This window comes from Hansschlegelia zhihuaiae (assembly GCF_004103825.1).
In the GTDB taxonomy this organism is placed as follows: Bacteria; Pseudomonadota; Alphaproteobacteria; order Rhizobiales; family Methylopilaceae; genus Methylopila; species Methylopila zhihuaiae.
Window position 1 is genome coordinate 139,838 of the sequence record NZ_RYFI01000011.1, and the last position, 13,438, is coordinate 153,275.

The following is a 13,438-nucleotide window of genomic DNA, read 5'->3' on the forward strand; positions in this document are numbered from 1 at the left end:
CAGGCGCGTCCGTAGTCGTCGAGGGCCAGAACGCGCCCTGCCGGCACGCCGGCCGCGCAATCGCGCGCCACACCGAGCGGCCCGGCGACGAACTCGCCTTCCCCAAGGTCGCGCGCCGGCTGCGCGGGCTGGTGGCGAGCGTCGAGCACCCCGGATCGGCGGCCGCGCCAAGCGAGGTGACGATCCGGCTTCCGGAGCAATGGATCTACTGAGGGGTCCGGCTACCCGACCAAAGCATGTTGCGCCCGCCGGCCGAACCATATAAAGACATGTTTATGTCTTTTTCGATGCCTTCTCCGCTGATCGGGCTGGACGCGGCGCTCGCGGCCCTGCGGGCCGCCGGCGAGCCGACGCGGCTACGCGTGCTCGCGCTGCTGGCCGAGGGCGAGCTCACAGTCTCGGACCTCACCGAGATCCTCGGCCAGAGCCAGCCGCGCATCTCGCGTCACCTGAAGCTGCTGGTCGACGCCGACGTCGTCGAGCGGCGGCGCGAAGGCGCCTGGGCGTTCTTCGGCCTCGCAGGGCCGGGCGAAAAGTCGTCGGCGATCCGGACCGCGCTGAGCCGACTCGATCCGTCCGACCCCGCCCTCACCCGGGACCGTCAGCGGCTCGGCGAGGTGCGGGCCGCGCATCAGGCGGCGGCCGCCGGATATTTCAGCGCGAACGCCGACCGCTGGGAGGGCGTGCGCAGCCTCCATGTCGCCGAGAGCGCGGTGGAGAGCGCGATCCTCGACGCGCTCGGCGACGCCCGCATCGAGCAGGCGCTCGACCTCGGCACCGGCACCGGCCGGATGCTGGAGCTCATCAGCCCGCGCGTCGGCTTCGCGATCGGCGTGGACTCGAACCGCGACATGCTGGCGCTCGCCCGCGCCAATCTCGCCCGCGCCGGGGTGCTGAATGCGCAGGTGCGCCAGGGCGACATCTTCTCCCCGCCGGCGCCGGCCGGCGCGTTCGACCTCGTGATCGTCCACCAGGTGCTGCACTTCCTGGACGACGGCGCCCGTGCGATCCGCGAGGCCGCAAGGGCGCTGCGGCCGGGCGGACGGCTGCTGATCGTCGACTTCGCGCCGCACGGGATCGAGGCGCTGCGCGAGGAGCACGCCCATCGCAGGCTCGGCTTCTCGCACGAGACGATGGCGGCCTGGATCGCGGCCGCGGGTCTCGACCCGGCGCTGAGCCGCGACCTGCCGCCGCCGGACGGCGCTCCCGACAAGCTGACGGTGTCGCTCTGGATGGCGCGCGATCCACGCGTCGCGACCGACGTCGTCCCCTCTCCCTCGAGCCTCGAGGTCGCCTGATGCCGAACGCCCGCCTGTCCCGCGCCGCCCGCCGGCCGATCCGCGTCTCGTTCGAGTTCTTCCCGCCCAAGACGCCCGAGATGGAGGCCGCGCTCTGGCGCTCGGTCGAGCGGCTCGCGCCGCTCGGCCCGACCTTCATGTCGGTCACCTACGGGGCCGGCGGCTCGACCCGCGAGCGCACCCACGCGACCGTCGAACGCATGGTCCGCGAGCTCGACGTCCCGCCGGCCGCGCATCTCACCTGCGTGTCCGCCTCCAAGGCGGAGGTCGACGCGGTGGTCGAGAGCTATCGCGAGGCCGGCGTGCGTCACATCGTGGCGCTGCGCGGCGACCCCGCGGGCGGCGTCGGGACCGCGTTCGAGCCGCATCCGGACGGCTACAAATCGACCGCGGACCTGATATCGGGGATCCGAGCCCGCGCGCCGGAGATCGAGCTGTCGGTCTCGGCCTATCCCGAAAAACATCCTGAGAGCCCGAGCGTCGAGGCGGATTTCGACGTGCTCAGGGCCAAGGTCGACGCCGGCGCGAACCGCGCCATCACCCAGTTCTTCTTCGACAACGGCCATTACCTCCGTTACGTGGACGAGGCGCGCAAGCGCGGCATCCACGTCCCGATCGTGCCGGGCATCGTCCCGGTCTCGAACTTCAAGCAGACGGCGAACTTCGCGGCTAGGGCCGGCGCGACCGTGCCGGACTGGTTCGCGGCGCGCTTCGAGGGCCTCGAGGACGACCCGTCGACCCGCCAACTCGTGGCCGCCGCCGTCGCGGCCGAGCAGGTGCTCGATCTGGTCGACCATGGCGTGAAGGACTTCCACTTCTACACGATGAACAAGGCCGACCTGGTCTACGCCATCTGCCATCTGCTGGGTCTGCGGCCGGCCGAGGGCATGGGCAAGCGGGCGGCGGCATAGGCGATGAGGCGCTCGCTGGCTGATATCCGACGCATTCGGGCCGAAACCCACGATCTTGAGCATCTCTGGAGCGCGGATGCGCGCGCCGTGATGGAAGAAGCCGCGGAGACGGTGAGGATCGAGGACGCGATGCTGGCTGATTTGAAGGACGACGGTCTGATCGCTACCTACGCGCCACGTTTCTACGAACGACTGAAGGCGATCGAGCGCCGCTTGACCTTGCTCGAGAGCGACGAGGAAAAGCCGTCATGACCGACACCGAAACCGCCATCCGCGAACTCGCCGCAAAGCGCATCCTCGTGCTCGACGGGGCGATGGGCACGATGATCCAGCGCGAGAAATTCTCCGAGGAGGATTTTCGCGGCGAACGTTTCAAGGAGTGGAAGCGGGACCTGAAGGGCAACAACGACCTTCTGATCCTCACCCAGCCCGACAAGATCCGCGACATCCACCTGCAATATTTCCGCGCCGGCGCCGACATCGTCGAGACCAACACCTTCTCCTCGACCACCATCGCGCAGGCCGACTACGGCATGGAGGAGCTCGCCTACGAGCTGAACTTCGAGGGCGCGAAGCTCGCGCGGCAGGCCGGCGACATCGCGCAGAAGGAAGACGGAAAGCCGCGTTTCGTGGCGGGCACGCTCGGGCCCACCAACCGCACCGCCTCGATCTCGCCGGACGTCAACAATCCCGGCTTCCGGGCCGTGACCTTCGACCAGCTGGCCGAGGCCTATGGTGAGGCCGCGCGCGGCCTGCTGGACGGCCGCGCGGACATCCTGCTGGTCGAGACCATCTTCGACACGCTGAACGCCAAGGCCGCGATCTTCGCGATCGAGGAGCTGTTCGCCGAGCGCAAGATCCGCGTGCCGGTAATGATCTCGGGCACCATCACCGACCTTTCCGGCCGCACGCTTTCGGGCCAGACGCCGACGGCGTTCTGGAACGCGCTGAACCATGCGCGGCCGATTTCGTTCGGGCTGAACTGCGCGCTCGGCGCGAGGGAGATGCGCGCCCATATCGCGGAACTCTCCCGCGTCGCCGACACGCTGATCTGCGCCTATCCGAACGCCGGCCTGCCCAACGAGTTCGGGCTCTATGACGAGAGCCCGGAGGCGATGGCCGAGCTGGTCGGCGAGTTCGCCTCGTCCGGGCTGGTCAACATCGTTGGCGGCTGCTGCGGCACGACGCCGGACCACATCGCCGCGATCGCCGAGGCGGTGAAGGACAAGGCCCCGCGGAAACTCCCGGAGATCGCGCCAAAAATGCGGCTCTCCGGCCTCGAGCCGTTCGAGACCGCGGCGTGACGTTCGATCCGGCCTCCTGGAAGCGCGAGGCGAACACGCTCCGTCGGGAACTGCTGACTACAGACCAAGTCAGCCTTGGCCGGTGGAATGATCAACATGTGGAGTATGGCGAGTTGATCGAGCGACTTTGGGCATTGCTCAAGACCGCTAATATCACCGTCATCCCGACAGATAACATCGGATGGGTGCAGTCTTGCGACGTCAGGCCTAATGACCCGACGTGGTATCGATCGGCGGACGTAGAGGACATTGCTATGGCCTCTACACATCTACAGCGCGCTGAGCGTCACTTCAGCGGAGCATGGCTGACGTCGCTAGAGAACGGCGTTTTTCCCGCGCTGATCGAGCGACTGGAAGTTCTGGCTGACGAATTGCCTTATGACGCTGCGCGCTCTCCCTGGACGAACAGGAACTACTTATGACCACCTCCGCCGCCCAGAACTTCGTCAATGTCGGCGAGCGCACCAACGTCACGGGCTCGGCCAAGTTCAGGAAGCTGATCACGAACGGCGACTACGCCGCGGCGCTCGACGTCGCGCGCGAGCAGGTCGAGAACGGCGCGCAGATCCTTGACGTCAACATGGACGAGGGCCTGCTCGACTCAGAAAAGGCGATGGTCGAGTTCCTCAATTTGATCGCCTCCGAGCCCGACATCGCTCGCGTGCCGGTGATGATCGACTCGTCCAAATGGTCGGTGATCGAGGCCGGCCTGAAATGCGTGCAGGGCAAGCCGATCGTGAACTCGATCTCCATGAAGGAGGGCGAGGAGCAGTTCGTCCATTACGCCCGCAAGGTCCGGGCCTATGGCGCCGCGGTCGTCGTCATGGCGTTCGACGAGAAGGGCCAGGCAGACACGTTCGAGCGCAAGATCGAGATCTGCGCCCGCGCCTACAAGATCCTCACCGAGCAAGTCGGCTTTCCGCCCGAGGACATCGTGTTCGACCCGAACGTGTTCGCGGTCGCGACCGGCATCGAGGAGCATTCGAACTACGGCGTCGACTTCATCGAGGCGACGAAGTGGATCCGCGAGAACCTGCCGCACGCCCATATCTCGGGCGGCGTCTCGAACCTGAGCTTCGCGTTCCGCGGCAACGAGCCGGTCCGGGCGGCGATGCATTCGGTGTTCCTGTACCATGCGATCCGCGTGGGCATGGACATGGGCATCGTCAACGCCGGCGCGCTGCCGGTCTATGACGACATCGATCCCGAGCTGCGCGAGCTCGCCGAGGACGTGGTGCTGAACCGCCGGCCGGACGCGACCGACCGGCTGCTGGCCGCCGCCGACAAGTTCAAGGGCGGCAAGCAGGAGGCCCGCGTCGTCGACACCAGATGGCGCGACCAGCCGGTCGAGAAGCGGCTCGCCCATGCGCTCGTCCACGGCATCACGGAGTTCATCGAGGCCGACACCGAGGAGGCGCGCTCCAAGGCCGCGCGCCCGCTCCACGTCATCGAAGGCCCGCTGATGGACGGCATGAACGTCGTCGGCGACCTGTTCGGCGCCGGTAAGATGTTCCTGCCGCAGGTGGTGAAGTCGGCGCGCGTCATGAAGCAGGCGGTCGCCTATCTCATGCCCTTCATGGAGAAGGAGAAGGAGGAGGCCGGGCTCGCGCAGCGCCAGGCCGCCGGCAAGATCGTCATGGCGACGGTCAAGGGCGACGTCCACGACATCGGCAAGAACATCGTCGGCGTCGTTCTCCAGTGCAACAATTACGAGGTGATCGACCTCGGCGTCATGGTGCCGGCCCAGAAGATCCTGGAGACCGCGCGCAGGGAGAACGCCGACGTCATCGGGCTCTCGGGCCTGATCACGCCGTCGCTCGACGAGATGGTCAACGTGGCGTCGGAGATGGAGCGCGAGGGCTTCGACATCCCGCTGCTGATCGGCGGCGCCACGACGTCGAAGATCCACACCGCGGTGAAGATCCATCCCGCCTATGAGCGCGGCCAGGCGGTCTATGTGCTCGACGCCAGCCGCGCCGTCGGCGTGGTCTCGCAGCTGCTCTCCAAGGAGGGCGGCGCAGAGGCCTATGTGTCGGACATCCAGGCCGACTACGCCCGCCTCGCCGAGCAGCACGCGCGGAGCCAGGAGGAGAAGGCCCGCGCGCCGATCGCCGTCGCCCGCGAGAACCGGCTCAGGATCGACGCCTCGAAGGTCGTCGGCAAGCCCAGCTTCACCGGCGTCAAGGTGCTGACCGAGATCCCGATCGACGAACTGGTCCGCTACATCGACTGGACGCCCTTCTTCCAGACCTGGGAGCTCAAGGGCCGGTTCCCGCAGATTCTCGAGGACGAGAAATATGGCGAGGCGGCTCGCGGCCTCTATGACGACGCAACCGCCATGCTGCGCCAGATGGCCGAGGAGAAGTGGCTCGAGGCGCGTGCGGTCGTGGGCTTCTGGCCGGCGGCCGCGCGCGGCGACGACATCGTGCTGTTCAAGGACGAAAGCCGGAAGGACGAGCTCGCCGTGCTCCACACGCTCCGCCAGCAGATGGCGCGAGGCAAGGACCGGCCGAACCTCGCGCTCGCCGACTTCGTCGCGCCGGAGGATTCGGGCGTCCCGGACTATGTCGGCGGCTTCGCGGTGACGGCCGGCATCGGCGAGGAGGCGATGAGCCAGCGCTTCGCCCGCGCAAATGACGACTATGGCGGGATCCTCGCCAAGGCGCTCGCCGACCGTCTGGCCGAGGCCGGCGCCGAGTGGCTGCACGAGAAGACCCGCAAGGAGTTCTGGGGCTATGCGGCCGACGAGGCGCTCTCGAACGAGGAGCTGATCGGGGAAGGCTATCAGGGCATCCGCCCCGCGCCCGGCTATCCGGCGCAGCCGGACCACACCGAGAAGGGCGTGTTGTTCGAGCTGCTCGGCGCGACCGAGGCGATCGGGCTGACGCTCACCGAAAGCTACGCCATGTGGCCGGGCTCGGCGGTCTCGGGGCTCTATTTCGGCCACCCGGAGAGCCGCTATTTCGGCCTCGGCAAGATCGACCGCGACCAGGTCGCGGACTACGCCGAGCGCAAGGGCTACCCGCTCGCCGAGATGGAGAAGTGGCTCGCCCCGGTGCTGAACTACGACCCCAACCGCGCGCAGAAGATGGCGGCGGAGTAAGGGGCGAAGGGCGGAGTTCCCCGCGTTGAGGCGGCTCGCGAAGGCCGTCGCTGCGGCGCTGGTCTTGGCCGGTTGCTCTCCGGAGAGGTCCATTGTCGGGCGAACCTCGGATCCAACGGGCGAGCTCGACGCCGTCAGGGCTGAAGTTCTGACGGACGCTACAGTTGCAACGCCGCTCGAGATTTATGTCGTGGCCAAGGGCGCCAGGATTTCTGGCGACCCCATTTTCCGGGCGGACAAAGTCGTCAAACTACGCGTGGTCTGGCTCAACGCTTCTGAAGTTGAAATCCAAGCTGATGAAGCTCGGATCTTCTTGCATCAACACACGACCAGCGTTGACGGCCGGGCGATCACGCTCAAAACTGCGATCAAGAAGAAGCACCTCTAACCGAAGGGGAGGCGCAATTGTCAGGGCCGGTAATTGACCGTGTCAATCTTGCTGATAAGGCAGGAAGCATCTTGCTCTATGATTGGATGGCGGAAGATGTGAAGGACGGTCGCAACCTTATGCGGGTCGACATAAAGGGCAACGTCCTCTGGAAAGCATCACCACCCACCACGGGCATGCAAGACTGCTTCACTCACGTGCAGTGGGACGGTCGCGCACTCACTGCGAATACATGGAGTTGCTATCATGCTGGCGTCGATCTCGAGAACGACGAAGTAACCGTTCTGGCGTTCACAAAGTAGGCTGTTTCCACGCCGAAGAGCTCTATTGGTTCACGGCCTAGTCAGCCGCTCGGCCACCGCCGGATTTCGCTGCCCCCCTACCCCGCCCGGTGGTCCGCCTCGGAGCGCCGGTAGAGCGCATGCTCGCGGCCGGCGTGCGGGACGCGACCCTCATGGGCGAAGCCGAGCCGGTCGAGCACCGCGATCGAGTGCAGGTTCTCGGGCGTCGTGAAGGCCACCACCTCAGGCAGGCCGAGATTGTCGAAGGCGAGCCGGAGCGCGGTCTGCCCGATGCGGGTCGCGTGACCCTTGCAGCGCAAGCCCGGCATGAGCGCGTAAGCGAGTTCGACCGTGGGGCGGCCATTGGCCTCGCAGCGCCGGAGGCCCGCCCAGCCGCCGAACGCGCCGTCGCGCATGTCGCGCAGGAACCAGAGGCCGAATCCGGCGTCGCGCCAATGCGCGCGCGACCGGTCGATGAAGCTCTTGGCGGCCTCGGGCGGGCGGACGCCGCCGAGCGTCGTCATCATCTGCGGGTCGGCGAAGGCGGCCGCGACCGCGTCGCCATAGCCGTCATGGGCGACGTCGGCGAGCAGACCTTCGATCTCGAGGATCGTCGGGTAGCGTGGGCTCAGCATCGGTCCGGCTTCGTCGGCCGATCTACGCGCATACGACTGGATCGGCTGTGAACAATATCAGACGATGAAAGCGCCGGATAGTAAAGGCAGAGACGCTGACCGATCAACGAAGCGGGAAATGTTCTCGCTCGACCTGCGCCAGTCCGCGCGCCGACAGCGCCAGGGCAAGCGGCGGGGGCAGCGGGCGCTCGGAAGTGAACAGCGCGCGCGACGGCGCTGCGAGGTCCGCCGGCTGCTCCCCGACCAGCGCGACCGCGCGACGCGCGATCGCGGGCGCCGGGTCGATCCACGTGACCGGCCAAGGCGCGACCGCCTCGAAGCGGCGCGTCAGCAGCGGGAAATGGGTGCAGGCGAGCGCGACGACGTCGGTCCGCGCGCCGTCCCGCCTCTCGACGAAGCAGGGCGCGATCTCCGCATTCATCAGCGCGTCGTCCACCGGCGCGCCGCGCAGCTCGGCCTCGGCATAGGCGGCGAGATTGGGCGCGCCGACCAGCGTCACTTCGGCCTTGCCCGCGAAGGCGTCGATCATCGCGCGGGTGTGCTCGCGCCGGACCGTGCCGGGCGTCGCGAGCACGGTGACGAGCCCGGTGATCGAGGCCGCCACAGCAGGCTTTACGGCAGGCACGGTGCCCACGAAGGGCAGCGCGAAGCGCGCCCGGAGCGCCGGCAGCGCGAGCGTCGAGGCCGTGTTGCAGGCCACCACCACGAGGTCCGGGACCTCACGCGCGACCAGGCGCTCCATGACGGCGACGACCCGCGCGACCAGCCGCTGGTCGTCGAGCGCGCCATAGGGAAAGCCGGCGTCGTCGGCGGCGTAGACGAAGTCCGCGCCGGGGATCGCCTTCACGAGCTCGGCCAGCACCGTGAGGCCGCCGAGGCCGGAGTCGAAGACCAGCACGCGCGGCGCGCGGCCGAGGGGCGGAAGCGGCGCCAGTCCGAGACCCGCCAGAAGATCGACGCCCATGCCCTCGTCCGTCACCCCGAATGCCCTGCGCTTCCGATTGAACCGCGCGATGGTTACTGAAACGTGGCGACGCTTGCGACATCCCCGCGAAATCAGCCGCCCGCGAACCTGCCGCGCCAGGACGCCTGCGCCTCGGGATAGGACAGCGACGTCGCCTCGTAGACGCCGCGCGCGACCGCGCGGGCGAGCGTCATCGACGCGACATGGCCGAGCATGGCGAGCGCCGTGAGGCGGTCGCCCTCGATCTCCGCATGGCCGGTCGCGGCGGCAAACACCACGTCGCCGTCGAGCGGCGTGTGACAGGGCACGAGCGCGCGCGACAGGCCATCCTGCGCCATCACGGCGAGCGCCCGCGCCTCGGCCTTGGTGAGCGCCGCGTCGGTCGCGACGATCGCGAGCGTCGTGTGCGCGCCCGCGAAGGGCTTTTCGGGCGGGAACCAAGCCTCCGGCGGAACCTCCGGCGCCGGGCCGAGGCCGCCGAACTCGCCCTCCATCTCGAAGGGCGCGGCCCAGAAATGCGGGCGCGAGCCGACTGTCGCCGAGCCGAGCGCGTTGACCACCGCGAGCGCGCCGACCGTGAGCCCCTTGCCGGCGGTCACGCTGGAGGCGGAGCCTACGCCGCCCTTCAGCGCGCCGGTCCGCGCGCCGAGCCCGGCGCCGACGGAGCCCAGCCCGACCATCCGGCCGGCGGCTTTCGCGGCCGCGAAGCCGAGTTCGCGATAGGGCGGATAGCGGCCCCACTCCTTGTCGCCGCCATTGGTCAGGTCGAACAGAATGGCGCCAGGCACGATCGGCACCCGCATCGGGCCGACCTCGAAGCCCCTGCCCTGTTCCGCAAGGGCCGCGACCACGCCGGCCGCGGCGTCGAGCCCGAAGGCCGAGCCGCCCGACAGGACGACCGCGTCGATCCGTTCCACGGTGCGCTCGGGCAGCAGCAGGTCGGTCTCGCGCGTGCCGGGGCCGCCTCCGCGGACATCCACGGAGGCGACGGCCGGCCTCTCGAACACGATCGCGGTGACGCCGGAGGCCAGGCGCGCATCGTCCGAATGGCCGACCAGGACGCCGGCGACGTCGCCGATCGTGTTTCGCGGGCCGGGGCGGAGATCATCGCGCATGGACGAGCCTGTAGCAGCGCAGGCGAGGGTCCGTCACCTGCCCTTTGCGTTTCAAGTCATCAGCGCTCGACAACTTAATTCAGTTTTCGAACACTCAGCATGACATGTCGCCGCAAAGAAAAATCCATGCATTGACCCTTAAATATGGCTTAACTGCCAATTGAAGGTCGGCGAGACGACTGTCATTCTCTGAGAAAATTGTTTTCGGCCTCAAGGAGGCTTCGATGGTCAATCGCATCGGCACAGCGCGCGGCGACCTGCTCACCGGCTCGAACCGCGACGATTATTTCGAGGACAACGGCGTCAGCCAGCGGCCGGCTGGCGTCACAGAGCAGGACACGATCGAGGGCCTGCTGGGCTTCGACACGATGCTCGTGACGGCGAGCTCCTCGGCGACCTTCATCGGAAGCGCCGGCACCGGCGACTGGACTGTCGGCTCGACCGACGGCAACACCAACGTCGTCGCGAGCGGGATCGAGCGGGTGCTGTTTTTCGGCTCGGGCGAGAACGACGTGTTCAACACCGGCAACGCGACCGGCGCCGTCGACGGCCGCGGCGGGATGGACCTGTGGATCGCGAATTTCGGCACGCGGTCCGTCGATATGCGCTTCCAGATCAATGACGGCTTCGGCATCCCGCAGGTCGACGTCACGGTCCGGGACATCGATCAGGTCTTTCTCACGACCGGCTCGGGCGACGACGACATCATCACCGGCAAGGAGGGCGATTCGATCACCTCGGGCGCCGGCGACGACCGCGTCGACATGGGCGCGCGGCGGGTGTTCGGCGAGACCGGCACGGATTTCTGGGATGGCGGCGACGGGACCGACACGCTGATCGTCCACGCCGAGGGCGAAAACCAGGGCGTCGGCCTCGGCCTCATCGCGGACGGCTTCTTCGTCCGGTCGACCTCGAACCGGATCTTCGTCGACGCCGTCGACGTCGAGAAGGTCGAGTTCTATGGCGGCTTCGGCGACGACGTCATCGACACCGGCGCCGGGGCGGTGATCGTGAAGGGCGACGTCGGCTCCGAACGGGGCATGGACCACTGGATCTGCGACCTGTCGGCGGCCGTGCGCGGCTTCGAATATCGCGTGGGCGGCGTCTTCCAGTTGCAGTCGCTCGGCATCAAGTCGGTGTCGGGCATCGACCGGATCACGATGACGGCCGGCGCGTTCGACGACACGATTTTCGGCGGCGCCGAGGGCGATCTCGTCCGGGGCGGCGCCGGCGACGACATCGTCGACATGAAGACCCGCCGCGTCTTCGGCGAGACCGGGGCCGACCTGTTCGAGGCCGGGGCCGGCGAGGACACGCTGGTGGCCGACTGCTCCAACGAGACGCAAGGGATGTCGCTCGGCGTCATGACGGGCGGCTTCTTCCTGCGCTCGACCTCGAACCGGTTCAATGTCGACGCCCTGGACTGCGAGATGGTGAGGATCACGGGCGGGTCCGGCAACGACGTGATCGATTCCGGCCGCGGCGCCGAGCGTATCGCGGGCGGCGGCGGGATCGATCTCTGGATCGCGAATTACGGCTTCACCAACAAGAACATCCGCGTCGACCTTCCGGGTTCCGCGAATTCGCTGCTGCAGTTCGGCCTGGAGTCGCTCTCCGGGATCGAGCAGATCAACTTCACCGCGGGGTCGGGCAACGACACCGTGACCGGCGGGGCGCAGGGCGACACGTTCAACGGCGGGGCGGGACGCGACGTCGCGGACCTGAAGACGCGGCAGGTGTTCGGCGAGACCGGCGCGGACTTCTTCAACGGCGGCGCCGGCATCGACACGCTGATCGCGACCCTCAAGACGGAGACCCAGTCGGTCTCGCTCGGGGTCACGGGCAATGGCTTCTTCGTGCGGTCGACCTCGAACCGATTCTATATCGACGCGGTCGATTGCGAGAACATCCGCTTCACCGGCGGCTCCGGGAACGACTTCATCGACAGCGGCGGCCGCGGCGGCGCGATCGACGGCTGGCTCGGGATCGACCGCTGGACCGCGGACTTCTCCGCGACCAACAAGGCCATCGACTTCAAGCTGGGCGACGTCGACACGCTGGGCTTCCTCGGCGTGACCTCGATCCAGCGGATCGAGTACCTGAACTTCACGGGCGGCTCGGGAAACGACCGGCTGACGGGCGGCGCGATCGCCGACGCCATCTATGGCGGTCGCGGCGACGACACGATCGACGGCGGGGCCCGCGGGGCGCAGAGCACCGACGGGTCCGACTTCGTCGACGGCGGCGGCGGCAGCGACACGCTGGTGATCAACGCCTCGACCGATCGTGACGGCGTGCAGCTGTTCGGCGGCGAGAGCTTCGCGCTGCGCTCCGTCAGCAACCGCTTCAACCTCGACGCCACCAATATCGAGGCGGTGGACTTCCGGGGCGGCCTTGGAAACGACTCCGTAATGGGCGGACTGGGCAAGGACCTTCTCAACGGCCGGGAGGGCGACGACACGCTGAACGGCGGCCTCAGCGCGGACACGCTGGACGGCTTCACCGGCAAGGACACGATCCGCTTCGACGCGGCGCTCGGCCCGAAGAACGTCGACACGGTGCTCAACTTCGCCGCCAAAGACGACGTCATTGAGCTCGACGACGCGATTTTCACGGAGCTCACGCTCGGCCGGCTCAAAGCCGGCGAGTTCCGCTTCGGCCAGGCCCGGGACGGCGACGACCACATCCTCGTGCTGAACCAGCGGCAGCTCTGGTACGATCCGGACGGCGGCGGGCGGGAGCAGGCCGTGCTGTTCGCGATCCTGAACAGCGGCAGCGTCAACCTGACCGAGAAGGACTTCGTGGTGATCTGAGGCCGCGGCCTCACACGTCGGCGAGCGGGGCGCGCCAGCGGACGCGATAGAAGATGTGCCTGCCGATGCGGTCTTCCTTGACCATGTCGCGCAGCCAGTAGGGCCGCACATAGGTCGCGTGGTAGTGGGTCGCGTCGCCGACTTCGGGAAGCCAGGCGCCGCCGCGCGTCACGTCGCGCGCGATCGCGGTCGCGATGTTCCAGGCGTATTTGTTGGTCACGCGGTCCGGGATGCGGTCGCAGGCGAAAGAGAACTGGCAGGCGTTGAGCCGGTTCCTGTTCTGATAGACGACGCCGCAGACGTCGGCCGGATAATAGCCGGAGCGCACGCGGTTCATGACCACCTGGGCGACCGCGTACTGGCCCTCGCGCGACTCGCCCCGCGCCTCGAAATAGATCGCCTCGGCGAGGCACTGCTCGGCCCTGGCGAGCTCCGCCTCGGGAATGAGGACGCGGTGCGACAGCCGGGTCTCGATCTTGCCGTCGCCGTCGAGGTCTCCGCGTGACGCGACCGTCTCGCCTTCCGCCGCGGCGCTGCGCGAGGGCGTGAGCGGCGCGCGCGCCGTCATCCGGCCCTCGATCTCGCGGCCCATGCGGGCCGCGAGCGGCTCGCGCACGGGAAGCGCC

Annotated in this window: 11 protein-coding genes and 3 pseudogenes; 10 read left to right on the plus strand and 4 right to left on the minus strand. The window is 68.0% G+C overall.

Annotation, left to right across the window (positions count from 1 at the left end):
* The 9 genes and pseudogenes from EK403_RS23200 to EK403_RS23870 form a co-directional block, all read left to right on the plus strand.
* Positions 1 to 212 (plus strand): annotated as a pseudogene (locus tag EK403_RS23200) (MOSC domain-containing protein); the annotation flags it as partial.
* 63 nt (positions 213 to 275) lie between these two features.
* Positions 276 to 1,298 carry an ArsR/SmtB family transcription factor gene (locus EK403_RS12800; protein ID WP_128777868.1) on the plus strand — a complete coding sequence of 341 codons (1,023 nt, stop codon included), beginning with the start codon at positions 276 to 278 and terminating at the stop codon, positions 1,296 to 1,298.
* On the plus strand, positions 1,298 to 2,209 hold the full coding sequence (metF, locus tag EK403_RS12805) for a methylenetetrahydrofolate reductase [NAD(P)H] (protein ID WP_128777869.1): 912 nt from the start codon (positions 1,298 to 1,300) through the stop codon (positions 2,207 to 2,209). Before EK403_RS12800 ends, metF begins: the two co-directional genes overlap by 1 nt.
* Positions 2,210 to 2,212: 3 nt before the next feature.
* Complete coding sequence (locus tag EK403_RS12810; protein WP_128777870.1) at positions 2,213 to 2,461, plus strand: hypothetical protein; 249 nt, start codon at positions 2,213 to 2,215, stop codon at positions 2,459 to 2,461.
* Positions 2,458 to 3,498 (plus strand): annotated as a pseudogene (locus tag EK403_RS12815) (homocysteine S-methyltransferase family protein); the annotation flags it as partial. The gene EK403_RS12810 and the pseudogene EK403_RS12815, both read left to right, overlap by 4 nt.
* A gap of 11 nt (positions 3,499 to 3,509) precedes the next feature.
* The gene (locus tag EK403_RS12820; RefSeq protein WP_128777871.1) at positions 3,510 to 3,935 is read left to right on the plus strand and encodes a DUF6508 domain-containing protein; all 426 of its coding nucleotides are present in this window, start codon (positions 3,510 to 3,512) and stop codon (positions 3,933 to 3,935) included.
* A gap of 20 nt (positions 3,936 to 3,955) precedes the next feature.
* Positions 3,956 to 6,616: pseudogene (gene metH, locus EK403_RS12825) on the plus strand (methionine synthase); the annotation flags it as partial.
* A 25-nt stretch (positions 6,617 to 6,641) separates the two neighbouring features.
* Positions 6,642 to 7,004, plus strand: coding sequence for a hypothetical protein (locus EK403_RS12830; protein ID WP_128777873.1), 363 nt, complete (start codon positions 6,642 to 6,644; stop codon positions 7,002 to 7,004).
* A 71-nt stretch (positions 7,005 to 7,075) separates the two neighbouring features.
* Complete coding sequence (locus EK403_RS23870) at positions 7,076 to 7,306, plus strand: DUF7957 family protein (protein WP_487327326.1); 231 nt, start codon at positions 7,076 to 7,078, stop codon at positions 7,304 to 7,306.
* A 77-nt stretch (positions 7,307 to 7,383) separates the two neighbouring features.
* On the opposite strand, the gene EK403_RS12840 is transcribed toward EK403_RS23870, so the two are convergent.
* The 3 genes from EK403_RS12840 to EK403_RS12850 form a co-directional block, all read right to left on the minus strand.
* A complete protein-coding gene (locus EK403_RS12840) occupies positions 7,384 to 7,920 on the minus strand; it encodes a GNAT family N-acetyltransferase (RefSeq protein WP_128777875.1) in 537 nt (178 codons plus the stop codon).
* Positions 7,921 to 8,023: 103 nt separating this feature from the next.
* Positions 8,024 to 8,884, minus strand: coding sequence for a glutamate racemase (gene murI / locus EK403_RS12845; protein ID WP_128777876.1), 861 nt, complete (start codon positions 8,882 to 8,884; stop codon positions 8,024 to 8,026).
* A 92-nt stretch (positions 8,885 to 8,976) separates the two neighbouring features.
* The gene (locus EK403_RS12850) at positions 8,977 to 9,999 is read right to left on the minus strand and encodes a P1 family peptidase (RefSeq protein WP_128777877.1); all 1,023 of its coding nucleotides are present in this window, start codon (positions 9,997 to 9,999) and stop codon (positions 8,977 to 8,979) included.
* A 224-nt stretch (positions 10,000 to 10,223) separates the two neighbouring features.
* Between EK403_RS12850 and EK403_RS12855 the strand changes: the two genes are divergently transcribed.
* Complete coding sequence (locus EK403_RS12855) at positions 10,224 to 12,812, plus strand: calcium-binding protein (RefSeq protein WP_128777878.1); 2,589 nt, start codon at positions 10,224 to 10,226, stop codon at positions 12,810 to 12,812.
* Positions 12,813 to 12,822: 10 nt separating this feature from the next.
* Here the strand turns inward: EK403_RS12855 and EK403_RS12860 are convergent.
* The coding region (locus EK403_RS12860; RefSeq protein ID WP_164919595.1) for a cell wall hydrolase at positions 12,823 to 13,438 on the minus strand (616 nt) is incomplete at its 5' end.